Annotated in this window: 20 protein-coding genes; 17 read left to right on the forward strand and 3 right to left on the reverse strand. The window is 73.6% G+C overall.

What is annotated here, in order from left to right:
* The first annotated feature begins 20 nt into the window (after window positions 1-20).
* The 8 genes from IE255_RS02710 (at window position 21) to IE255_RS02745 (ending at window position 8,525) form a co-directional block, all read left to right on the forward strand.
* Window positions 21-1,094, forward strand: a complete 1,074-nt coding sequence (locus IE255_RS02710; protein WP_190048453.1) for a nitronate monooxygenase — start codon at window positions 21-23, stop codon at window positions 1,092-1,094.
* Window positions 1,091-1,831, forward strand: coding sequence for a 16S rRNA (uracil(1498)-N(3))-methyltransferase (locus IE255_RS02715; protein ID WP_190048454.1), 741 nt, complete (start codon window positions 1,091-1,093; stop codon window positions 1,829-1,831). Before IE255_RS02710 ends, IE255_RS02715 begins: the two co-directional genes overlap by 4 nt.
* A 17-nt stretch (window positions 1,832-1,848) precedes the next feature.
* The gene (locus tag IE255_RS02720) at window positions 1,849-2,241 is read left to right on the forward strand and encodes a VOC family protein (protein ID WP_190048455.1); all 393 of its coding nucleotides are present in this window, start codon (window positions 1,849-1,851) and stop codon (window positions 2,239-2,241) included.
* 49 nt (window positions 2,242-2,290) lie between these two features.
* Window positions 2,291-2,848, forward strand: a complete 558-nt coding sequence (locus IE255_RS02725; RefSeq protein ID WP_190048456.1) for a hypothetical protein — start codon at window positions 2,291-2,293, stop codon at window positions 2,846-2,848.
* 72 nt (window positions 2,849-2,920) lie between these two features.
* Window positions 2,921-6,124, forward strand: a complete 3,204-nt coding sequence (locus IE255_RS02730) for a S41 family peptidase (RefSeq protein ID WP_190048457.1) — start codon at window positions 2,921-2,923, stop codon at window positions 6,122-6,124.
* A gap of 123 nt (window positions 6,125-6,247) precedes the next feature.
* Window positions 6,248-6,601 (forward strand): histidine triad nucleotide-binding protein, encoded by a 354-nt coding sequence (locus IE255_RS02735; RefSeq protein ID WP_190048458.1) that lies wholly within the window; start codon window positions 6,248-6,250, stop codon window positions 6,599-6,601.
* Between the two features lie 5 nt (window positions 6,602-6,606).
* The gene (locus tag IE255_RS02740; protein WP_190048459.1) at window positions 6,607-7,512 is read left to right on the forward strand and encodes a ribonuclease Z; all 906 of its coding nucleotides are present in this window, start codon (window positions 6,607-6,609) and stop codon (window positions 7,510-7,512) included.
* 20 nt (window positions 7,513-7,532) lie between these two features.
* Window positions 7,533-8,525: an adenosine deaminase gene (locus IE255_RS02745; RefSeq protein WP_190048460.1), complete on the forward strand. Its 993-nt coding sequence runs from the start codon at window positions 7,533-7,535 to the stop codon at window positions 8,523-8,525.
* A gap of 6 nt (window positions 8,526-8,531) precedes the next feature.
* Here the strand turns inward: IE255_RS02745 and IE255_RS02750 are convergent, their stop codons facing one another.
* Window positions 8,532-9,560: a heme/hemin ABC transporter substrate-binding protein gene (locus IE255_RS02750; RefSeq protein WP_190048461.1), complete on the reverse strand. Its 1,029-nt coding sequence runs from the start codon at window positions 9,558-9,560 to the stop codon at window positions 8,532-8,534.
* A gap of 83 nt (window positions 9,561-9,643) precedes the next feature.
* Between IE255_RS02750 and IE255_RS02755 the strand changes: the two genes are divergently transcribed.
* From IE255_RS02755 to IE255_RS02770, 4 genes are all read left to right on the forward strand, one after another.
* Complete coding sequence (locus IE255_RS02755) at window positions 9,644-10,444, forward strand: hypothetical protein (RefSeq protein ID WP_190048462.1); 801 nt, start codon at window positions 9,644-9,646, stop codon at window positions 10,442-10,444.
* 54 nt (window positions 10,445-10,498) lie between these two features.
* Entirely contained in the window at window positions 10,499-11,449 is a 951-nt protein-coding gene (locus IE255_RS02760; RefSeq protein WP_190048463.1) for an HtaA domain-containing protein, read from the forward strand.
* Between the two features lie 68 nt (window positions 11,450-11,517).
* Window positions 11,518-12,045, forward strand: coding sequence for a neocarzinostatin apoprotein domain-containing protein (locus IE255_RS02765; RefSeq protein WP_190048464.1), 528 nt, complete (start codon window positions 11,518-11,520; stop codon window positions 12,043-12,045).
* 11 nt (window positions 12,046-12,056) lie between these two features.
* Window positions 12,057-14,627, forward strand: coding sequence for an immunoglobulin domain-containing protein (locus tag IE255_RS02770; protein WP_190048465.1), 2,571 nt, complete (start codon window positions 12,057-12,059; stop codon window positions 14,625-14,627).
* 1 nt (window position 14,628) lies between these two features.
* On the opposite strand, the gene IE255_RS02775 is transcribed toward IE255_RS02770, so the two are convergent.
* The gene (locus IE255_RS02775) at window positions 14,629-15,969 is read right to left on the reverse strand and encodes an MFS transporter (RefSeq protein ID WP_190048466.1); all 1,341 of its coding nucleotides are present in this window, start codon (window positions 15,967-15,969) and stop codon (window positions 14,629-14,631) included.
* A gap of 205 nt (window positions 15,970-16,174) precedes the next feature.
* On the reverse strand, window positions 16,175-16,957 hold the full coding sequence (locus IE255_RS02780) for an IclR family transcriptional regulator (RefSeq protein WP_190048467.1): 783 nt from the start codon (window positions 16,955-16,957) through the stop codon (window positions 16,175-16,177).
* A gap of 87 nt (window positions 16,958-17,044) precedes the next feature.
* Between IE255_RS02780 and IE255_RS02785 the strand changes: the two genes are divergently transcribed.
* The 5 genes from IE255_RS02785 (at window position 17,045) to ybeY (ending at window position 22,318) form a co-directional block, all read left to right on the forward strand.
* On the forward strand, window positions 17,045-17,992 hold the full coding sequence (locus IE255_RS02785) for a 5-dehydro-4-deoxyglucarate dehydratase (protein ID WP_190048468.1): 948 nt from the start codon (window positions 17,045-17,047) through the stop codon (window positions 17,990-17,992).
* Window positions 17,989-19,278, forward strand: coding sequence for a glucarate dehydratase family protein (locus tag IE255_RS02790; protein WP_190048469.1), 1,290 nt, complete (start codon window positions 17,989-17,991; stop codon window positions 19,276-19,278). The genes IE255_RS02785 and IE255_RS02790 overlap by 4 nt, the downstream gene beginning before the upstream one ends.
* A gap of 143 nt (window positions 19,279-19,421) precedes the next feature.
* A complete protein-coding gene (locus tag IE255_RS02795) occupies window positions 19,422-20,558 on the forward strand; it encodes a carbohydrate kinase family protein (RefSeq protein WP_190048470.1) in 1,137 nt (378 codons plus the stop codon).
* Between the two features lie 180 nt (window positions 20,559-20,738).
* Window positions 20,739-21,806: a PhoH family protein gene (locus IE255_RS02800; RefSeq protein ID WP_190048471.1), complete on the forward strand. Its 1,068-nt coding sequence runs from the start codon at window positions 20,739-20,741 to the stop codon at window positions 21,804-21,806.
* Between the two features lie 14 nt (window positions 21,807-21,820).
* Complete coding sequence (gene ybeY, locus IE255_RS02805; RefSeq protein ID WP_190048472.1) at window positions 21,821-22,318, forward strand: rRNA maturation RNase YbeY; 498 nt, start codon at window positions 21,821-21,823, stop codon at window positions 22,316-22,318.
* Window positions 22,319-22,323: the final 5 nt, after the last annotated feature.

Raw genomic sequence — 22,323 nt, forward strand, 5'->3', positions numbered from 1 at the left:
GGACGTGACAACATGCGGTCATGTCCTCCGCGCTGACCGATCTCTTCCCCCTCCCGATCGTGCAGGCCCCCATGGCGGGCGGCGTCTCCGTGCCGCAGCTCGCCGCCGCCGTGTGCGAGGCGGGCGGGCTCGGGTTCCTCGCCGCCGGGTACAAGACCGCCGACGGGATGTACCAGGAGATCAAGCAGCTGCGGAGCCTCACCGGCAGGCCCTTCGGCGTCAACGTCTTCATGCCGCAGCCGGAGTACGCCGACCCCGCCGCCGTCGACGTCTACGCCCACCAGCTGGCCGGCGAGGCCACCTGGTACGAGGCCGAGCTCGGCGATCCCGAGAGCGGCCGCGACGACGGCTACGAGGCCAAGCTCGTGGTGCTGCGCGACAACCCCGTGCCCGTCGTGTCGTTCCACTTCGGCGCGCCGAGCCGCGAGGTCGTCGACGCCCTGCACCGCGTCGGCACCTTCGTCCTGGTCACCGCCACCACCCCCGACGAGGCCCGGGCCGTCGAGCGGGCGGGCGCGGACGCGGTGATCGCGCAGGGCATCGAGGCCGGCGGCCACCAGGGCACCCACCGGGACGTCCCCGAGACGGACGGCTCCGGGATCGGCCTGCTGTCGCTGGTCGCCCAGATCAGGGAGGCCGTCAACATCCCGATCATCGCCGCCGGCGGCATCATGCGCGGCGGCCAGATCGCCGCGGTGCTTGCGGCGGGCGCGAGCGCGGCCCAGCTCGGCACGGCGTTCCTCGCCACGCACGAGTCCGGCGCGAACGCCCTGCACAAGCAGGCGCTGACCAACCCCCTGTTCGTGCGTACGGAGTTGACCCGGGCCTTCTCCGGCCGGCCGGCGCGCGGCCTCGTCAACCGGTTCCTGCGCGAGCACGGCCCGTACGCGCCCGCCGCCTACCCCGAGATCCACCACCTCACCTCGCCGCTGCGCAAGGCCGCCGCCCAGGCGGGTGACGCGCAGGGCATGGCGCTGTGGGCCGGGCAGGGCCACCGGATGGCGCGGGAGCTGCCCGCCGGGCAGCTGGTGGAGGTGCTGGCCGGTGAACTCGCCGCCGCCAGGACAGCGTTGTCGGGTGGAGGCGTCCGATGACCGCGCCGGTGTTCGTGGTCGAGCACCTCGACGCGGGCGAGGGCGGCCGGTACGTCCTCGACGGCCCGGAAGGGCGGCACGCCGTCTCCGTGAAGCGGCTGCGGCCCGGCGAGGACGTCGTCCTCACGGACGGGGCCGGGCGCTGGGCGGAGTGCGTGGTGCTCGACACCGAGGGCAAGGACCGGCTGATCGTCCGGCTGGACTCGGTGGGCGAGGAGCCGCCGGAGCAGCCCCGGGTCACCGTCGTACAGGCGCTGCCCAAGGGCGACCGGGGGGAGCTGGCCGTCGAGACGATGACCGAGGTCGGCGTCGACGCGATCGTGCCCTGGGCGGCGGCGCGCTGCATCACGCAGTGGAAGGGCGAACGCGGGGCGAAGGCGCTGGGCAAGTGGCGGGCCACGGCCCGGGAGGCGGGCAAGCAGTCGCGCCGGGTGCGGTTCCCCGAGGTCGCGGAGGCGGCCACGACCAAGCAGGTCGCGGCGCTGCTGGCGGGCGCGGAGTTCGCCGCCGTCCTGCACGAGAGCGGCGACGCGCCGCTGGCCACGGCCGAACTGCCGTCGTCCGGCGAGATCGTGCTGGTCGTGGGGCCCGAGGGGGGCGTGGCGCCGGAGGAGCTGGCGCTGTTCGAGGAGGCGGGGGCGCAGGCGTACCGCCTAGGGCGCAGTGTGCTGCGCACATCGACCGCCGGGACCGCGGCCGCCGCCGTGCTCCTGGCTCGCACCGGCCGCTGGTCCTGACCCCCCTTGGAGGAACCGTGGAACTCGCCCAAGTACGTCTGCTCGTCACCGACTTCGCCGCGTGTTACCGCTTCTACGGCGATGTCCTCGGCCTCAAGCCGCAGTCGGGGTCGGCCGAGGGGCCGTACGAGAAGTTCAGCCCCGCGGTCGGTTCCGCGGGGATCGCGTTGCAGGATCGGTCGATGATGGCCGAGGTGCTCGACGAGGTGGGGGAGACGGCGACCGGGCACCGGTCCCTCGTCGTGCTGCGGGTGGACGCGCTGGACGCGTACTGCGAGGAGATCACGCTCCGCGGCGCCACGGTCCTGCACGGGCCGGTTCGCCTGACCGACCGCATGCGGGTCGCCCATCTCAAGGACCCGGAGGGGAACTTGGTGGAGCTCCAGGAGTGGCTGCTGCTGCGCGGTTGACGCCTTTGCGCCCTACCGCGCCGCCCCCGTCAGTGGCAGGCTCCCCTTCATGGGGGCGTACAGGAGGATCTGGCGGGGGCCGCGCGGCCGGCGGGTGGCTGTCGCGGCGGTGTTCGGGGTCGTCGCCGTGGGCGGTGCCGTCGCGTGCGAGCCGGGCAGCGGCATCAGCTCCGCGGCCGTCGCGTACACCACCGACGAGACCGTGACCAAGGAGCTCGACCGGCAGAAGGCAGGCGTGCGCTGGCTCAGTTGCACCGCCTCCTACGGCGACGACGGAAACAAGTCGACACCGTCGCCCTCGGCGAGTGAGAAGACCGTCGCCACCGTCGACTGCCAGGGCGAGACGAAGGACGGCAAGAAGATCACCGTCGACGGCAAGGTCACCCACGCCGTGAACGGCGCCTGCGTGCGCGGGAACATCACCGCCAAGGTCGACGGCAAGGTCTGGTTCGAGGTCGACGGACTCGGCGACTGCGACGCCACCAGCCCGCCACCCGTGGGCGGCGGTCCCACGGGCGGGCAGCCCGGGCCCACCGTCACCGTGACCGTCACGCAGACCATCTGGTGCGACCGGTACCCCGACTGCCGTCCCGTCGAGGGCAAGTGACGTACGCGAGGGGCGAACGGCAAGTGATCCGAACCCTGTCCGCGGCGCGCCGTCCCTGCATAGGGTGATCGGGTGACACAGTCCGCATCGCCTGCTTATCTCCGGTTCCCGCACGTGCACGGCGACCTGGTCGCCTTCACCGCCGAGGACGACGTGTGGCTCGCCCCGCTCGACGGCGGCCGTGCCTGGCGGGTCAGCGCCGACAACGTGCCGGTGACCCAGCCCCGTATCTCCCCGGACGGCACCACCGTCGCCTGGACCTCCACCCGGGACGGCGCCCCCGAGGTGCACATCGCCCCGGTCGACGGAGGCCCCGCCAAGCGGCTGACGTACTGGGGCAGTTCGAAGACCCAGGTGCGCGGCTGGACCCCCGACGGCGAGGTACTGGCGATCAGCACCCAGGGGCAGGCGAGCCTGCGCCGCACCTGGGCGCGTGCCGTCCCGCTCGACGGCGGCCCGGCCGCCACCCTGCCGTACGGCCCCGTCGGCGACATCGCCTACGGCCCGCACACGGTGCTGCTGTCCGCGCCGATGGGGCGCGAGGCGGCCTGGTGGAAGCGGTACCGGGGCGGTACGGCGGGCAAGTTGTGGATCGACCCCGAGGACGACGGCGAGTTCGTACGGCTGCACGAGGACCTCGACGGCAACATCGAGTACCCGCTGTGGGTGGGGGAGCGCATCGCGTTCCTCTCCGACCACGAGGGCACCGGCGCGCTCTACTCCTCCCTCGCCGACGGCTCCGACCTGCGCCGGCACACCCCCCTCGACGGCTTCTACGCCCGGCACGCCGCGACCGACGGCACCCGCGTCGTCTACTCCAGCGCCGGTGAACTGTGGATCCTGGACGACCTGGACGGGGCCGAGCCGCGCCGGCTCGACGTGCGGCTGGGCGGGCAGCGCGTCGATCTCCAGCCGTTCCCGGTGAACGCCGCCCGGTGGTTCGGGTCGGCGTCCCCGGACCACACCGCGCGCGGCAGCGCCGTCTGCGTACGCGGCTCCGTCCACTGGGTCACCCACCGCTCCGGCCCGGCCCGCGCGCTGGCCGCGACGCCCGGCGTACGGGCCCGGCTGCCGCGCGCCTTCCGCGCGGACGGCGAGGAGTGGGCGGTGTGGGTGACGGACGCCGAGGGCGACGACGCCCTGGAGTTCGCGCCCGCCACCGGCCTCGCCCCCGGTGCGACGCCGCGCCGGCTCGCCGCCGGGCAGCTCGGCCGCGTGCTGGACCTCGCCATGGCCCCCGACGGCAGCCGCGCGGCCGTGGCCTCCCACGACGGGCGCCTGCTGCTCGTAGAGCGGGAGACCGGCGAGGTGCGCGAGGTGGACCGCAGCGAGGACGGCGATGTGTCGGGGCTCGTCTTCTCGCCCGACTCGTCCTGGCTCGCCTGGTCCCACCCCGGCCCGCGGCCCCTGTGCCAGCTGAGGCTCGCCAACACCACCGACCTGTCGGTCACCGAGGCGACCCCGCTGCGCTTCCAGGACTACGCGCCCGCGTTCACGGCCGACGGCAAGCACCTCGCGTTCCTGTCGACCCGCTCCTTCGACCCGGTCTACGACGAGCACGTCTTCGACCTGGCCTTCGTCGAGGGCGCCCGGCCGCACCTCATCACGCTCGCGGCGACCACCCCGTCCCCGTTCGGGCCGCAGCGGCACGGCCGGTCCTTCGAGACGCCCGACCGGGAGGAGACCCCCGACAGCGAGGGCACCCCCACCACCCGGATCGACCTGGAGGGCCTCGCCGACCGCATCGTGCCCTTCCCGGTCGAGGCCGCCCGCTACTCCAACCTGCGCGCCGCCAAGGACGGGGTGCTGTGGCTGCGCCACCCGGTCGCGGGCGTGCTCGGCGCGTCCCGGGCCACCCCGGACGACCCCGACCCCAAGTCCGAGCTGGAGCGCTACGACCTCGCCCAGCAGCGCGTCGAGCACCTCGCCGTCGACGCCGACCACTTCGAGGTCAGCGGCGACGGCAAGCGGGTGCTGCTGTGGACCGACGGGCGGCTGAAGGTCGTCCCCAGCGACCGGCGCGCCTCGAACGACGACGACAGCGACACCAACATCACCGTCGACCTCGGCCGCGTCCGCCAGTTCGTCGACCCGGCCGCCGAGTGGCGGCAGATGTTCGACGAGAACGGCCGCATCATGCGGGACCACTTCTGGCGGCCGGACATGAGCGGCGTCGACTGGGACGGCGTCCTCGACCGCTACCGCCCGGTCGTGGACCGGTGCGCCACCCACGACGACCTCGTCGACCTGCTGTGGGAGGTCCAGGGCGAACTCGGCACCTCCCACGCCTACGTCACCCCGCGCGGCGGCCACGGCGGCGGCCCCCGCCAGGGCCTGCTCGGCGCCGACATCTCCCGCCACGAGGACGGCAGCTGGCGCGTCGACCGCATCCTGCCCTCCGAGACCTCCGACCCGGACGCCCGCAGCCCGCTGGCCGCGCCCGGCGTCGCCGTGCGCCCCGGGGACGCCATCGTCGCGGTCGCGGGACAGCCCGTCGACCCGGTCGCCGGCCCCGGCCCGCTCCTGATCGGCACGGCGGGCAAGCCGGTGGAGCTGACCATCTCCCCGTCCGGCGGCGGCGACCCACGGCACGCCGTCGTCGTCCCGGTCGCCGACGAGGAGCCCCTGCGCTACCACGCCTGGGTCGCCGACCGCCGCGCCTACGTCCACGAGAAGTCCGGCGGCCGCCTCGGCTACCTGCACGTCCCCGACATGCAGGCGCCCGGCTGGGCCCAGATCCACCGCGACCTGCGCGTCGAGGTCGCCCGCGAGGGCCTGGTCGTCGACGTCCGCGAGAACCGCGGCGGCCACACCTCCCAGCTGGTCGTGGAGAAGCTGGCCCGCCGCGTCGTCGGCTGGGACCTGCCCCGCGGCATGCGCGCCGAGAGCTACCCGCGCGACGCGCCCCGGGGCCCGGTCGTCGCCGTCGCCAACGAGTTCTCCGGCTCCGACGGCGACATCGTCAACGCGGCGATCAAGGCCCTCGGCATCGGCCCGGTGGTCGGCACCCGCACCTGGGGCGGCGTCATCGGCATCGACAGCCGCTACCGCCTGATCGACGGCACCCTGGTCACCCAGCCGAAGTACGCGTTCTGGCTGGAGGGCTATGGGTGGGGGGTGGAGAACCACGGGGTGGATCCCGACGTGGAGGTCGTGCAGCGCCCCCAGGATTACGCGGCGGGCAGGGACCCTCAGCTGGACGAGGCGATCCGTATCGCGCTCGAATCGCTGGAGACAGCACCTGCCAAGACGCCACCGGCGCTGCCGACCTCTTAAGGGGCGCGGGGCTGTGTCGATGTGCGGCTCCGCCGCGTGGGCGCGACCAGCCACAACGCACCCGCACAAGACGACGATACGATGCCCAAGTCGGACCGATTTCGGCCAACCCCCGGAGGAAAAATGGCAGGGGAGCCCCAGGAAGACTGCCTGTTCTGCAAGATCGTCGCAGGCACCATCCCGGCGACGATCATCCGCCAGACGGACACCACCGTCGCCTTCCGCGACATCAACCCCCAGGCCCCCACCCACGTCCTGGTCATCCCCAAGGCGCACTACGAGAACGCCGCCGCCCTCGCCGCAGCCGACCCCGCCCTCACCGCGGACGTCCTGCGCGAGGCCCAGGCCGTCGCGGACGACGAGAAGCTCGACAGCTACCGCCTCGTCTTCAACACCGGCAGCGGCGCCGGCCAGACCGTCTGGCACGTGCACGGCCACGTGCTCGGCGGCCGCGGCCTCGAATGGCCCCCGGGATAGCCGCCTTGTCCGTACGCGAACTCGTGGTCCTCGGCACCGCCAGCCAGGTCCCCACCCGGCACCGCAACCACAACGGCTACCTGCTGCGCTGGGACGGCGAGGGCATCCTGTTCGACCCCGGCGAGGGCACGCAGCGCCAGATGCTGCGCGCCGGGGTCGCCGCGCACGACCTGAACCGGATCTGCGTCACGCACTTCCACGGCGACCACTCCCTCGGCCTCGCCGGCGTGATCCAGCGCATCAACCTCGACCAGGTCCCGCACGAGATCACCGCCCACTACCCCCGCTCCGGGCAGCGCTTCTTCGACCGGCTCCGGTACGCCACCGCCTACCGCGAGACCGTCGGGATCACCGAGGCCCCGGTGGCCGCCGACGGGCCCCTCGCCCGTACGGACGGCTACACGCTTCAGGCGCGGAAACTGTCCCACCCGGTGGAGTCGTACGGCTACCGGCTCGTCGAGCCCGACGGCCGCCGCATGCTGCCCGAGCGGCTCGCCGCGCACGGCATCAAGGGCCCGGACATCGGCCGGATCCAGCGCGAGGGCTCGCTCGGCGGGGTCCCGCTCGAAGCCGTCAGCGAGGTGCGGCGCGGGCAGCGGTTCGCGTTCGTCATGGACACCCGGCTGTGCGACGGGGTGTACGCGCTGGCCGAGGGCTGTGACCTGCTCGTCATCGAGTCGACCTTCCTCGACGAGGACGAGGAACTCGCGGTCGAGCACGGGCACCTGACAGCGGGTCAGGCCGCGCGGGTGGCCCGGGACGGCGGGGTGCGGCACCTCGTGCTCACCCACTTCAGCCAGCGCTACACCGACCCCGACGAGTTCGAGCGGCAGGCGCGGGCCGCCGGGTACGACGGTGAGCTGACCGTGGCGCACGATCTACTGAGGGTGCCGGTTCCGAAGCGTCGGTGATACGGCCGTACGATGAATTGATGTCCCTCCCCAAAGCCGAACTGCACCTTCATATCGAAGGCACCCTGGAACCGGAACTGGCCTTCGAGCTCGTCGCGCGCAACGGCGTCACGCTGCCGTACGCGGACACGGACGAGCTGCGCGAGGCGTACCGGTTCGAGGACCTCCAGTCGTTTCTGAACCTGTACTACGAGCTCATGGCCGTCCTGCGCACCGAGCGGGACTTCGAGGACCTGGCGAACGCCTATCTCGCCCGGGCCGCGGCGCAGGGCGTGCGGCACGCGGAGATCTTCTTCGACCCGCAGGCGCACACCAGCCGCGGGCTGGAGCTCGGCACGGTCGTCGAGGGGCTGTGGCGCGCGCTGGGCAGCAGCGAGGCGAACCACGGCGTCTCGACCCGGCTGATCCTGTGCTTCCTGCGGGACGAGTCCGCCGAGTCGGCCCTGGCGACCCTGGACGCCGCCAAGCCGTATCTGGACCGGATCACCGGCGTCGGCCTCGACTCGGCCGAGGTCGGGCACCCGCCGGTGAAGTTCCGCGAGGTCTACGAGGCCGCCGCCGCGCTCGGCCTGCGGCGGGTCGCCCACGCGGGCGAGGAGGGCCCGCCGGAGTACATCACCGAGGCGCTGGACGTGCTCGGCGTCGAGCGGGTCGACCACGGCCTGCGCTGCGTGGAGGACCCGGCGCTGGTGGAGCGGCTGGTGCGCGACCGCGTGCCGCTGACGCTGTGCCCGCTGTCCAACGTCCGGCTGCGGACCGTCGACACGCTCGCCGACCACCCGCTGCCCGCGATGCTGGACGCCGGCCTGATGTGCACGGTCAACTCCGACGACCCGGCCTACTTCGGCGGCTACGCCGGCGACAACTTCGACGCCGTGCGCGACACCCTCGGCCTGGGCGAGGAGCGGCTGCGGGAACTGGCCCGCAACTCCTTCCTCGCCTCGTTCCTGGAGGACGACGAGGAGCTGCGGGCCCGGTATCTGGCCGAGGTGGAGGCGTACCGGTTCTCCTAGGCCGCTTCACCGGGCGTGGATGCGGTCCACCAGGACGTCGATGACCAGCGGCGTGCGCGGGCCGTAGCCCAGCAGCACGCCGTCCTCCACGGCGACGACGCGGCGGTTCAGGCCGGCCGGGGTCTGGGCGATGCCGGGGATCTTCACGAGGCCGTCGATGCCGCCGACGGACTCCAGGCCCTTGGACATCATCAGGATGACGTCCGGCCGGGCCGCCGCCAGGGCCTCGGTGGTGATGGGCGTGAACGGCTTGTCGAGCCCGGCGGCGGTGCCCGCGTCCACCGCGCCCGCGGCCTCGATCAGCGAGTCGGCGCCGGAGCCCCTGCCGCCGATCAGGTAGACGGCCGCGCTGCCGCGCAGGTAGAGGAAAGCGACCTTGGGCCTGCTGCCCTCGGGCACGGCGGCGCGGGCGGCGGCGAGTTCGCCGTTCATCCGCCGGTTGAGCGCCCGGCCCGCGTCCGGGACGCCGAGGGCCTCGGCGACGCGGGTCGTGCGCGTGGTGACGTCGGACAGCTTCGTCGCCGGGTCGAGGACGACGACCGGGACGCCGGCGCCCCGGATCTGCTCCAGCGCCTCCTTGGGGCCGGTGTCGGTGTCGGCGAGCACCACGGACGGCCGCAGGGACAGCACGCTCTCGGCGCTCACGTCGTGCGCCTTGGTGACCTGGGGGAGTTTCCCCGCCTCCGCGAACGTGGCGGTGATGTCGCGGCCGACGACGCGGTCGCCCAGCCCCAGGGTGAACACGATCTCGGCCACGCCGCCGTTGAGCGGCAGGATGCGGGAGGCGTCCTCCACGGTGACCTTCCGTCCGTCGGAGGAGTCGACGGTCACCGGCAGCTTCGGGGTGGGTGCCGCTCCGGCGAGGGGCGTGATCGTGTTCCTCGCGAGCTGCTTCCCGGCGGCCGCGGCGCGGGCGCTCGCGGAGTCGGCCGACGGGCCGGAACCGTCCGGCGCGCTCCCGCCCCCGCCGCAGGCGCCCGTGAGCAGCGCGAGCGTCAGGCCCAGTGCGGCGAGGCGTCTGCGGGATGCGCTCATGGGTTTCCTGTCCTCTCTCCTGACACACCGTCGAGAGTAGTTTAGGTTAGCCTTCCCTTAGTTTCTTCTGGTGGGGGTGTTCCATGGCGTGGGCAAGTGGCCTGCACCGCAAGGGAGTTGGGCTGTTCCTCGGTTGCGCGGGCGCGGCGGTCCTGCTGCCCGCGGTCGCCGCTCCGGCCGTCGCCGCCGGCGGCTCGGCGACCGGCCCCGAGGGGCAGAAACTCACCGTCTCCCAGTCCTCCGGCCTGAACCCGGCGGGCGAGACCGTGACCGTCACCGGCTCCGGCTACAACACGGAGAAGGGCATCTACGTCGCCTTCTGCGTGGACAACGGCCCCGGCAGGACGCCCACGCCCTGCGTCGGCGGCGTCGACATGTCCGGCGAGTCCGGGGCGTCGGCGTGGATCTCCTCCGACCCGCCCTCGTACGGGGAGGGGCTGGCGAAGCCGTACGGCGGCAGCGGGCACGACGGCACCTTCAGCGTGCGGCTCAAGGTGCGGGCCAAGGATGCCAACACCGACTGCACGAAGGCCGGCGTGCGGTGTGCCGTCATCACCCGCAACGACCACACCCGGGGTGGTGACCAGAGCCAGACGGTCCGGGTTCCCGTGACCTTCGGCGGCGGCTCGGCCGGTGACGGCGGTGCGTCGCCGACGCCGACCGCGACGGCCGGGACGAGCACGACCGGTGGGGACGGTGCGACCGGCGGGGGCGGCACGGCCGGTTCCGGCAGTGGCGGCGACCAGGGCGCGGACGGCCCGCTGGCCAGCACCGGGTCCGCCGCGCTGCCGCTGGGGCTCACCGCGGCCGGGCTGGTCGGGGCCGGCGCCGGCACCTGGTTCTGGGCCCGGCGGCGCCGGGCCGGGCGCGCGGACCTGGGCTGACCACACGCACGTCGTGCCGTCGGGGCACGGCATGTCCCGAAGGGGGATACGAAGATGGCGAAGAGACCCGGCGCCGTCGCCCTGGCCGTCGGTGCCCTGTGCCTGGCGCTGGCACCGGGCGCGGCAGCCGCGCGGGACGGGCAGGCCCTCCCGCGCGAGGTGTCCGGCGGATACGCGAGCTGGACCACGGCCGAACTCGCCGGGGTGGGCATCGGGCTGACCGCCGGCCAACCCGCCGCAGCCCACGGCCACCGGTCCTGGTTCCCGGCGGCAGGCGGCACCGCGCACTCCGAAACCGGCGCGGCAGAAGTGGAGTTGGGCGGCACCGCCCGACTCGAACGGTCCGCCGATCCGGCCGATCCGCTCCTGCTGGGCGGCCTCCGGCTGGAGTTGAGAGGCGACGGCGGCGCGCTGCACGCGCGAGCCGTCCGCGACGGCCGCGCCCTGGACGTGACGCTGGCCGAACTCGCGCCGGAGGGCGCCGCACCCGCCGTTCGCGTGGGCGGGATGACCTGGACCGGCCTGCGGGCGTCCCTCACGGACGAGGGGGCGGGGCTGCTGTCCTCCTGGAGCGGGGAGCGGTTCGCCGCGGGCGACGGGCTGGGCCTGCTCGACGTGACGGCCGCCACCGGTGCCGGGGACGGCACTCCCGGCGACGTACCGCCGCCGTCGCCGAGCCCGGCGACCCCGAGCGCGCCGGCACCCGAACCCCGGCCGGCGCAGACGGCCCCGCCGCCTCCGACGGCCGCTCTCCGGCACGCCTCCCTGCCTCCGGGCGGCGAGCAGCGGGTCACCGGCGAGGGCTTCGCGCCCGGTGCGGTCGTGCTCGTGGCGATCGACGGCGACACCCGGTACCAGGCGGTGGCCGACGAGGAGGGTCGTGTCACCCGGGCCTTCCCGGTGTACGCCACGGCCGCCGAGGGCGCGCACACGGTGGAGCTGTACGCCGTGACAGGTCAACAGCGCGGGGCTCTCGCGCAGTTCACGGTACGCACGCCCAACTAGCCACTGCCTACCCGACCGACAAGAACGACAAGAACCGACAAGAATCGACAAGAAAGGGCTCACCCCCCATGAGATACGCCTTCTCCGCCCGCGCCGGCCTGGCCGTCGCCGCGTCCGCCGCCCTGACCCTGGGCCTGGCCACCTCGGCCTCCGCCGCCACTGCCACACGTACCGTCACCGACGGCGGCACCACGTACACCCTGTCGGTGACCGCCCCGAACACGGCCTCCGCGAACGGCCAGGTCGTCAACGTCACCGGCTCCGGCTTCAACCCGGGCCAGGGCGTCTACGTCGGCCTGTGCGTGGTCTCGGGCGCCCCGGGCGCCGCCAAGCCGACCCCCTGCCTGGGCGGCCAGGACGAGAGCGGCTCCACCGGTGCCTCGCACTGGGTGAACAACACCTTCGGCGGCATGTTCGCCAACAGCTCCAAGTTCGGCACGGGCGGCTCCTTCGACGTGAACATCTACGTCAAGGCGGCCCTCGACAACGGCCAGGTCTGCGGCGAGGACGTCACCTGCGCCGTCGTCACCCGCGCCGACCACTTCGACAGCGAGGACCGCAAGTACGACGTCCACGTCCCGATCACCTTCCGGTGAAGGTTCCGCTCATGCATCACAGACGTCCGGCGGCGCTGCTCGGCGCCGTCGCCCTGGTGGCCGCCTCGGTCGCCGTGGGCGCCGGCTCCGCCGCGCAGGCCGCCGACACCCCGAGGACGGCGCTCGGCAAGAACGGCCAGCAACTCACCGTCTCCGCCTCCGCGAACCTCGACCCGGGCGGCGAGACCCTGCGCGTCACCGGCTCCGGCTACGACGTCACCAAGGGCATCTACGTCGCCGTGTGCAAGGACAACGGCGACAACCGCATCCCCACCCCCTGCCTGGGGGGAGCCGACCAGAGCGGCGGCAGCGGCGCCTCGAAGTGGGTCGTCCCCGAGGGCGACCCGAACGAGGGCCCGCTCACCGAGACCTTCGGCGACGGCGGCACCTTCGACGTCGAGATCGAGGCCAAGGCCAAGGACGGCGGCCTCGACTGCACCCAGGTCGGCTGCTCGGTCGTCACCCGCGTCGACCACCGGGCCGCCGGCGACCGCTCCCAGGACGTCCGCATCCCGATCACCTTCCAGGGCCAGGACCCGGGCGACGGGGACGGCGGCGACGGCGTGGACGTCCCCCCGGGCACTGTCAGTTACGCGCGTGCGGCCGAGATCACCACGGTCGGCCGCCCCAACGCCCTCCTGCTGCACCCGGACTCCGGGAAGCTCTACGTCGGTTCCGACAACGTCCCCGACACCGCGGACGTCAACGAGGCGGGCCTGTACGTCGTCGACCCCGGGGACGGCAAGGTGCTCGGCCATGTCGCCCAGGCCCCCGGCTCCACCGGCACGCTGCTGCCCCGCGCGGTCCAGCGGATCATCGCCCCGCTCGCCGGTGACGGGGTCGTCTTCCAGTACCCGGTGCGCGGCATCGGCACCGCCAGGCACGGCGACCCGGCCGCGCAGGGCGTCTGGCCCCCCGGCGGCGCGATCACCGGGGCCGCTCCGGGCACCGGCCCGGCCACCGTCCTGATCTCCCAGGGCGCCGTCCTGTCCGAGGTGGAGACCGCCACCGGGACCGTCAGGCGCACCGTCACCCTGGACGCCGGCGGCGAACTCGCCCACGACACCGCCCGCGGGCTCCTCTGGTCCGCCGAGGCCACCGGCGGCAAGCTCCGCCGCGTCGACGCCGGCTCCCTCGCCGTGACCGCCGAGGCCGGCCTGCCCGCGGAGATCCTCTCCTTCGTCCGGGTGGACCCGGGGACCGGCAACGTCTGGGTGGGCACGGGCCTTTCGGTGCTCGTCTTCGACAAGAACGCGAAACTCCTCACCGCCCTCAAGGGAACGGACCGGCCCACCGCGGTCGCCTTCGACCAGGCCACGGGCGAGGCCTTCGTCCTCCGCGAGGACTACGGCAGCGCGGCGGACGGCGCCGACCACACAGGTGCCCTGGAGGTGTACGACAGCACCACCTTCCAGCAGGCGGCGGCACCCGTCGTCCTGCCGGGCAGCCGGGCCGGAAGCTTCGGCGGCATCGCCGTCACCCCGGGCGCCGCCTCCGTCCACCTCACCAACCAGGCGGAGAGTTCGGTCGTCCGGTTCGACCGCCGGGTCTCTCCCGAGGTCACCCAGTCCCCGACCGGCCAGTCTGTGGCCCCGGGCGACGAGGTCACCTTCGTCGCGGCGGCCGAGGGCACCCCGGAGCCGGCCGTGCGCTGGCAGGTCAGCCCCGACGGCGGCCAGACCTGGTCCGCGATCGAGGGCGCGACGAGGAACGCGTACTCCTTCACCGCCCAGGCGGGCCAGAACGGCTACCGCTACCGCGCCGAGTTCCGGAACTCCGCGGGCACGACCCGCACGTCACCGGTCACCCTCACCGTCAAGGAACCAGGCGGGGGCGGCGGCGGGGGCGGCGGTGGCGGCGAGGACACCGAGCCCTCCGGCACGCGGACGGTGACCGGCCCCGAGGGCCAGAAGCTCACCGTCACCCCGGTCAACGACCTCGCCACCGAGGACCAGACCCTGAAGGTCACCGGTTCCGGATACGACGTGAAGAAGGGCGTCTACGTCGCCCTGTGCGTCGACAACGGCGAGGGCGAACTGCCCACCCCGTGCATCGGCGGCGTCGACATGTCGGGCACCTCGCACTCCTCGGCGTGGATCTCCTCCGACCCGCCGGACTACGGCGAGGAGTTGGCGATCCCGTACGGGAAGGGCGGCACCTTCGAGGTCGAGCTGACGGTGGACGCCGAGGACGAGTTCACCGACTGCTTCAAGGCCACGTGCGTGCTGGCCACCCGCGCCGACCACACCCTCTCCGGCGACCGCTCCCAGGACGTCAAGGTCCCGGTCGCCTTCACCGGCCAGGACCCGGTGGACACGGACGGCGGCACCGGCGGAGGCACTGGCGGCGGTACCGGCGGCCCCGGCCCGGACGGCGGCACCGGCGCGACGGGCGGCACGGGCGCGGGCGGCGCTGTCGGCGGCACCAGTGGCGGCACGGGTACGTCGGCCACCACCGCCACCTCGGGCAGCCTCGCCGCCACCGGAGCCACCGTCCTGACGGCGGCCGCCCTCGCGGCCGCCCTCACGGTGACGGGCTGGTTCGTCCACCGGCGCGCCCGCACGGGCGGTGGGGCCGGCTGACCTACCGGCTCCCGGACCCCGGCGAGGCACCCGCCTGCCGGGGTCCCGCCCGGTCGTAGTCGCGCTGGGCGGGGACGGCCGGGGTCTCCACGGGGATCTCCACCACCGGCTGCTCCGGGGCGCCGATCTCGGGGACCGCGCCCGTGGGGGTGCCCGTGGCGGCGGCGACCAGGGCGGCCGGGGTGCCGCCGCGGCGGCGGATCGTGCCGGGCAGCAGCGGGCGGCCGCCGGTGTGCAGGGCGACGGCGGTCATCGGCAGGGCGATCACGAGCAGGCCGGCGCCGAGGACCGCGCCCATGACCGGGAACCCGGCCTGCGCAGAGAGCACGCTGCCGACCAGCGGCCCGGCGGCCGTGCCCAGCGAGGACGCCGAACCGACCAGCACCGCCCAGCGGCCGCGCGGGTCGAGCGAGGCGGCGAGCCCGATCAGGTACGACAGCACCACCGGGTACACCGTGTTCCAGGCGATCTCGCCGGCCGCGAAGCTGGTCAGGTCGGTCGCGGAGGCGCTGAGCACGATGCAGCCGGCGATCAGGACCGTGCCCGCGCCGATCGGCATCGCGCGTCCCAGCCGCGCCCCGAGCGCGCCCGCCGCCAGGACGCCGGTCAGCCCGGCGCCCAGTGCCACGGCGAAGACGGCACCCACGGTGGCCTCGCTGAGGTGGGCCTGAGTGAGCCCGATCCGTCCGCTCACGCCCCACAGGGAGTTCTGGGCGAGCGACCAGCACACCATGGCGGCGGCCAGCACCAGCCCCGAACGGGCGTGCGGCAACCGGGCCTTGTCGTGCCGGGCGGGCGCGGCCGGCGTACCGGCGGGCAGGCGGCCGGTCAGCGGCCACACGGCCAGGGCCGTGAGGGCGATCGCGGCCAGGGGCAGGCCGTGCCCCGGGCCGAGGTGCGGCACCGTCAGATACACCGCGCCCGCGAGGGCGGAGACGCTGAGCAGTCCGGCGGTTGAGGCCCGGTGCGGATCGCGCTGCGCGGCGATGAGGGTGGCGGCGACGGTGGTGGCCGTACCGGATCCGAACCCGCCGACGACCGCGCCGATGACGACGGCCGGGACGGCGGTGGTCAGCGCGGCGGTGCCGTAGCCGAGCACGGCCAGGGCGAGCCCGATCCGGGCGAGGGCGCGGGCCCCGATCCGTTCGACCCGCGAGGCGAGGACGAAACCTGCGGCGGCCGAACTCAGCAGCAGCGCGCTGCCGGCGGCACCGGCCTGCGTGGCGGAGAGCGGAAGGTCCGAGTCGAGCCGGCCGACGGTGGTCGGCAGCAGATACGGAGCGAGGTACCCGGCCGTGAAAAGGGCGACGAGGGGCCAGGGGGTGGTGCGGGGGGCGAACACGGGCGTTCCCAGGGCATGCGAAAGGAGCGGCGGAGAAAGGGGGATGGGGCGACGACCGTCGACGGACAGGAACGCGCGGGCAATTTGTATCAAGCAAGCAGTCGGGCACGGGAGCCCGGGGGGTGTGATGTGGAGCACGTTGTGTTTGGGGCGGTGAAGTCCGGGTAAACGAGCGCCCTTTACGAGGTGATGCCCGCGTCTTCCGCTAGCGCCAGTGCACCGATCCGGGCCCCGCCGGCACCGTCGCCTCGGCCTTCGCCCGGATCTCCCGCATCACGGCGACGATCCGCTCCTCGTGCTCCGGCGTGAGCCGGGCGACCGGCACCGAGCAGCTGATCGCGTCCTGCGCCGGGGTGTCGTAGCGCAGCGCGAACCCGAAGCCGACGATGCCGGTGACGCCCTCCTCCCGGTCCTCGGACCAGCCGCGGGCCCGGATCCGCGCGAGGTCGGCCGCGAGGGACTCCCGGCTCGCGTGCGAGTTCGGGGTCAGCGCCTCGTACGGCCCCTCGGGGAGCTCCTCGTCCGGGCGTTCCGCCAGCAGCGCCTTGCCCAGCGCCCCGACGTGCGCGGGCAGCCGCCGCCCCACCCGGCTGATCGTCCGCAGGTACTCGTGCGACTCGCGCGTGGCCAGATACGCCACGTCCCGGCCGTCCAGCCGGCCCATGTGGATGGTCTCGCCGAGCGCCTCGGACGCCTCGTCGAGATACGGCCGTACGGCCCGGACCCGGGGGTCGGAGTCGAGGTAGCTCGTGCCGGTGAGCAGGGCGTGGATGCCGATGCCGTACAGGGAGCCGGTGACGTCGGTGCGGACCCAGCCGCGCGAGATCAGGGTCTGGAGCAGCGCGTACATCGAGCTGCGCGGCACGCCGAGTTCACCGGCCAGCTCCTGGAGCCGGGCCGGGCGGTCGCCGCGCGCCGCGAGGAGTTCCAGCAGCTCGACCGTGCGTGCCGCGGACTTCACCTCGCGGACGCCCCCTGTGTCTGACATGGCCCGATGGTAATCGCGCCGCCCGCCCGGTTGACGTTCGCATATCCAGCCTCCATTCTCATACATAAATGACGTCTACATAAGGAGATGCCCGTGAGCGCTGGACCGGTAGCGGTCGCGCACCGGCTGCGGGACGGCATGGCGGGCGGCGTGCTGTCGTTCCCGCTGACCAGCTTCCGCGACGACGGCACCCTCGACCCGGACGGCTTCCGCGCCTACGTCGCGGACCGGCTCGCCGCCGCGCCCGGCGCGGTCTTCCCCGCCTGCGGCACCGGCGAGTTCTTCTCACTCGACGAGGACGAGTACCGGCAGGTCGTCACCATCGCCGTCGAGGAGGCGGCGGGCCGCGTGCCGGTCGTGGCCGGGACCGGCTACGGCTGGGCACAGGCCGCCCGGTTCGCGCGCATCGCCGAGGACGCCGGGGCCGACGCGCTCCTGGTCCTCCCGCACTACCTCGTCGCGGCCCCGCAGGACGGCCTGGTCGCCCAGCTGGAACAGCTCGCCGCCCGCACCCCGCTGCCCCTGATCGCCTACCAGCGCGGCCAGGTCGCCTTCACCGCCGAGTCGCTCAAGCGCATCGCCGCCCTCCCGAACGTCATCGGCCTCAAGGACGGCCACAGCGACCTCGACCGGCTCCAGCGCCTCACCCTGGCCGCGCCCGAGGGCTTCCTGTTCTTCAACGGCGCCGCCACCGCCGAGATCCAGGCCCGCGCCTACGCCGCCGTCGGCGTCCCCGCCTACTCCTCCGCCGTGCACGCCTTCGCCCCCGAGATCGCCGACGCCTTCTTCACGGCCCTGCGCGACGGCGACGACGGCACCGTCGACAAACTGCTGCGCGGCTTCTACGTCCCGCTCGTCGAACTGCGCGACCGCGTCCCCGGGTACGCCGTGTCGCTGGTCAAGGCGGCGGCCCGGCTGCGCGGCCACCGCGTGGGCCCCGTCCGCGCCCCGCTCACCGACCCCTCGCCCGCCGACCTGGCCGCCCTCCGGGGCCTGCTCACCGCCGGACTCGACCTCGTGGGAGCCGCCCTGTGAACCTCACCATCGCGGAGGTACGGCTGACGCCGATCCTGGTCGCGGACCCGCCGCTGCTGAACACGCAGGGCGTGCACCAGCCGTACACGCCCCGGCTGATCGTCGAGGTCGTCACGGCCGACGGAATCACGGGCGTGGGGGAGACCTACGGCGACACCAAGTACCTGGACCTGGCCCGGCCCTTCGCCGAGCGGCTGAAGGGCCGCCGGGTCAGCGACCTCAACGGCCTGTTCACGGTCGCCGACGAGGTGGCCGTGGACGCCTCCGAGGTCGAGAACGCCGTCGACGTCGGCGGGCTGCGCGGCGTCCAGACCGCCGACAAGCTGCGGCTGTCCGTCGTCTCCGGCTTCGAGGTCGCCTGCCTCGACGCCCTCGGCAAGGCGCTCGGACTGCCCGTGCACGCGCTGCTCGGCGGCAAGGTGCGCGACGCCGTCGAGTACAGCGCGTACCTGTTCTACAAGTGGGCCGGCCACCCCGAGGGCGTGCCGGCCGAGCAGGACGACTGGGGCGCCGCCGTCGATCCGGCGGGGGTGGTGGAACAGGCCCGGCGGTTCACCGAGCGGTACGGCTTCACCTCCTTCAAGCTCAAGGGCGGTGTCTTCCCGCCCGACGAGGAGATCGCGGCCGTCCGGGCGCTCGCCGAGGCCTTCCCCGGGCATCCGCTGCGGCTGGACCCGAACGGGGCCTGGTCGGTGGAGACCTCGCTGCGGGTGGCCGAGGAGCTCGGGGACGTCCTCGAGTACCTGGAGGACCCCACCCTCGGCACCTCCGCCATGGCCGAGGTCGCCGCCAAGACCGGCGTGCCGCTCGCCACCAACATGTGCGTGACGACCTTCGCCGAGATCAAGGAGGCGTTCACCAAGGACGCCGTCCAGGTCGTGCTGTCCGACCACCACTACTGGGGCGGGCTGCGCAACACCCAGCAGCTCGCCGCCGTCTGCCGCGCCTTCGGGGTCGGGGTGTCGATGCACTCCAACACCCACCTGGGCGTCTCCCTCGCGGCGATGACCCACGTGGCGGCCACCGTCCCGGACCTCCACCACGCCTGCGACTCCCACTACCCCTGGCAGTCCGAGGACGTCCTCACCGAGCGGCTCGCCTTCGAGGGCGGCAGGGTCGCGGTGTCCGACGCCCCCGGGCTCGGCGTGGAACTCGACCGCGAGCGGCTGGCCGTGCTGCACCGGCGGTGGCTGGCGGACGACGGTGCGCTGCGCGACCGCGACGACGCGGCGGCCATGCGGATCGCCGACCCGCGGTGGGTGACGCCCTCGGTGCCGCGCTGGTAGTGCCTGCCCGCGCCTTGCGCGGGCGGGGGCGCGCGGGGGCCCGGCGCGAGCTGACGGGCCGGGTGGCTCCGGCATGATCGGCGTCACGTTGTCGGTGATGTGGTGCAGACTGGCCTGGTCCGCACCACGTCAGGGAGCGCATCGTGATCGCGTCCACCGCCCCGGCAGGAAAGGGCCCGGCCGGAAAGGGATCGCACCGCCAGAGCCAGGTCGATCCCCTCGCCCCGCTGCGCGCGCCGGACGACCCGCCCTGGGACGTCTACCTCACCGGCACGGTCTTCCTCGACATCATCTTCACCGGGCTCGACTCCGCCCCGGTGCGCGGGACGGAGTCCTGGGCCCGCGGCATGGGCTCGAGCCCCGGCGGCGTCGCCAACATGGCCACCGCCCTGGCCCGCCTGGGCCTGCGTACGTCCCTCGCGGCGGCCTTCGGCGACGACCACTACGGCGACTACTGCTGGGACGCCCTGGAGCACGGCGAGGGCATCGACCTCTCCCCGTCGCGCACGGTGCCCGGCTGGCACTCCCCGGTAACCGTCTCCATGGCGTACGAGGGGGAGCGCACGATGGTCTCGCACGGCCACGAGCCGCCCCCGGAGGAACCGGCCCCCGAGTGCCCGCCCCGCGCCCGGGCCGCCGTCGCCTCCCTCGCGCCCGGCGTCAGCGCGCCCTGGATCGCCCAGGCCGCGAGCAAGGGCACCCGCGTCTTCGGCGACGTCGGCTGGGACGACACCGGCGCGTGGGACCTGGCGGCGCTGCCCGACCTGCGGTACTGCGAGGCCTTCCTGCCGAACGCGGAGGAGGCGATGCGGTACACGGGCGCGGACTGCCCGCGGGCCGCCGCGCACGCCCTCACCGAGTACGTGCCGCTCGCGGTGGTCACACTCGGCGCGGACGGGGCGTACGCGGTGGACCGGCGTACGGGGGAGACGGCGGAGGTGCCGGCCATCGAGGTCGAGGCGCTCGACCCGACGGGGGCCGGGGACGTGTTCGTCGCCGGGTTCGTGACCGGGACGCTGGCGGACTGGCCGCTGGCGGACCGGCTGGCCTTCGCCGGGCTGACGGCGGCGCTGTCGGTGCAGGAGTTCGGGGGGTCGTTGTCGGCGCCGGGGTGGTCGGAGATCGCGGCGTGGTGGCGGCGGGTGCAGTCGGTCGAGGGGCAGGACCCGGCGGCGTTGCAGCGGTACGGGTTCCTCGCCGGGCTCGTGTCGGAGGAGCTGGTGAGGCCCTGGCCGTTGCGGAGAGCCGTCCCTACGATCGGCTTCCGGCGCTCGGCGTGACCTCCTGGCCATCCACCGCCCGACGCGGTCGGCCAAGGAGCCTCCGTCGGCCTCGTTTCCAACCCCACGCCCAAAACCCCTACGGCCTTGTCACTCCCCCGTCGTACCCTGGGAATCGCGAGGCCGCCCTCAGCTACGCGGCCGTGACGAGGAGGAACCGCAGGCCTTAAGCGCCGGCCCATGACTCAGACACCCACAGCTCACACCCCCGCGCAGGAGCAGGCGAGAGCGCAGTTCACCGTCCCCGCCCAGCACCCCATGGTGACGGTGCTGGGATCCGGCGACTCCCTCCTGCGCGTGATCGAGAAGGCCTTCCCGGCGGCCGACATCCACGTCCGGGGCAACGAGATCAGCGCGGCAGGCGACCCCGTGGACGTCGCCCTCATTTCGCGCGTGTTCGACGAGATGATGCTGGTGCTCCGCACCGGACAGCCGATGACGGAGGACGCAGTGGAACGCTCGATCGCCATGCTGAAGGCGAGCGAGAACGGGGAGAGCGACGGCCAGGAGACCCCGGCCCAGGTGCTCACGCAGAACATCCTGTCCTCGCGAGGCCGCACGATCCGCCCCAAGACGCTCAACCAGAAGCGCTACGTGGACGCGATCGACAAGCACACGATCGTCTTCGGCATCGGCCCGGCGGGTACCGGCAAGACGTACCTGGCGATGGCCAAGGCGGTGCAGGCCCTGCAGTCCAAGCAGGTCAACCGCATCATCCTGACCCGCCCCGCGGTCGAGGCCGGAGAGCGGCTCGGATTCCTCCCGGGCACGCTCTACGAGAAGATCGACCCCTACCTGCGCCCGCTCTACGACGCGCTGCACGACATGCTCGACCCCGACTCGATCCCGCGGCTGATGGCGGCGGGCACGATCGAGGTCGCGCCGCTCGCCTACATGCGCGGCCGCACGCTCAACGACGCCTTCATCATCCTGGACGAGGCCCAGAACACGAGCCCCGAGCAGATGAAGATGTTCCTCACCCGCCTCGGCTTCGACTCGAAGATCGTGATCACGGGTGACGTGACGCAGGTCGACCTCCCGGACGGCACGAAGAGCGGTCTGCGCCAGGTGCAGGAGATCCTGGACGGCGTCGAGGACGTCCACTTCTCCCGGCTGTCGTCCCACGACGTCGTACGGCACAAGCTGGTGGGCCGTATCGTCGACGCGTACGAGCAGTACGACACCAAGCACGGCACCCAGAACGGCGCGCACAAGAGCCGGGGCAAGTCCGGGCACAAGGGGAAGTAGACACACACAGCACCATGTCGATCGACGTCAACAACGAGTCCGGAACCGAGGTCGACGAGCAGGCGATCCTCGACATCGCCCGCTACGCGCTGGCACGGATGCGCATCCACCCGCTCTCCGAGCTGTCGGTGATCGTCGTGGACGCCGAGGCCATGGAGCAGCTCCACATCCAGTGGATGGACCTCCCGGGCCCGACGGATGTCATGTCCTTCCCCATGGACGAGCTGCGCCCGCCGTCCAAGGACGACGACGAGCCGCCGCAGGGGCTGCTCGGCGACATCGTGCTGTGCCCCGAGGTCGCTCAGAAGCAGGGCAAGGAAGCGGAGACGCAGCACTCCATGGACGAGGAGCTCCAACTGCTCACCGTCCACGGCGTGCTGCACCTGCTGGGCTACGACCACGAGGAACCGGACGAGAAGGCCGAGATGTTCGGCCTCCAGGCCGCCATCGTGGACGGCTGGCGCGCGGAGCGGGGCCTGACCGGCCCGTCCCCGGCGCCGACGGTCTCTTAAGCCCG

Source organism: Streptomyces lomondensis (assembly GCF_014651035.1).
Classification (GTDB): Bacteria; Actinomycetota; Actinomycetes; order Streptomycetales; family Streptomycetaceae; genus Streptomyces; species Streptomyces lomondensis.

Excerpts from the sequence above, each read along its gene's own strand:
- IE255_RS02710 (WP_190048453.1), top strand. The coding sequence starts at position 21 with ATGTCCTCCGCGCTGACCGATCTCTTCCCCCTCCCGATCGTGCAGGCC.
- IE255_RS02715 (WP_190048454.1), top strand. The coding sequence starts at position 1,091 with ATGACCGCGCCGGTGTTCGTGGTCGAGCACCTCGACGCGGGCGAGGGC.
- IE255_RS02725 (WP_190048456.1), top strand. The coding sequence starts at position 2,291 with ATGGGGGCGTACAGGAGGATCTGGCGGGGGCCGCGCGGCCGGCGGGTG.
- IE255_RS02735 (WP_190048458.1), top strand. The coding sequence starts at position 6,248 with ATGGCAGGGGAGCCCCAGGAAGACTGCCTGTTCTGCAAGATCGTCGCA.
- IE255_RS02745 (WP_190048460.1), top strand. The coding sequence starts at position 7,533 with ATGTCCCTCCCCAAAGCCGAACTGCACCTTCATATCGAAGGCACCCTG.
- IE255_RS02750 (WP_190048461.1), bottom strand. The coding sequence starts at position 9,560 with ATGAGCGCATCCCGCAGACGCCTCGCCGCACTGGGCCTGACGCTCGCG.
- IE255_RS02755 (WP_190048462.1), top strand. The coding sequence starts at position 9,644 with ATGGCGTGGGCAAGTGGCCTGCACCGCAAGGGAGTTGGGCTGTTCCTC.
- IE255_RS02760 (WP_190048463.1), top strand. The coding sequence starts at position 10,499 with ATGGCGAAGAGACCCGGCGCCGTCGCCCTGGCCGTCGGTGCCCTGTGC.
- IE255_RS02765 (WP_190048464.1), top strand. The coding sequence starts at position 11,518 with ATGAGATACGCCTTCTCCGCCCGCGCCGGCCTGGCCGTCGCCGCGTCC.
- IE255_RS02770 (WP_190048465.1), top strand. The coding sequence starts at position 12,057 with ATGCATCACAGACGTCCGGCGGCGCTGCTCGGCGCCGTCGCCCTGGTG.
- IE255_RS02780 (WP_190048467.1), bottom strand. The coding sequence starts at position 16,957 with ATGTCAGACACAGGGGGCGTCCGCGAGGTGAAGTCCGCGGCACGCACG.
- IE255_RS02785 (WP_190048468.1), top strand. The coding sequence starts at position 17,045 with ATGCCCGTGAGCGCTGGACCGGTAGCGGTCGCGCACCGGCTGCGGGAC.
- IE255_RS02800 (WP_190048471.1), top strand. The coding sequence starts at position 20,739 with ATGACTCAGACACCCACAGCTCACACCCCCGCGCAGGAGCAGGCGAGA.
- ybeY (WP_190048472.1), top strand. The coding sequence starts at position 21,821 with ATGTCGATCGACGTCAACAACGAGTCCGGAACCGAGGTCGACGAGCAG.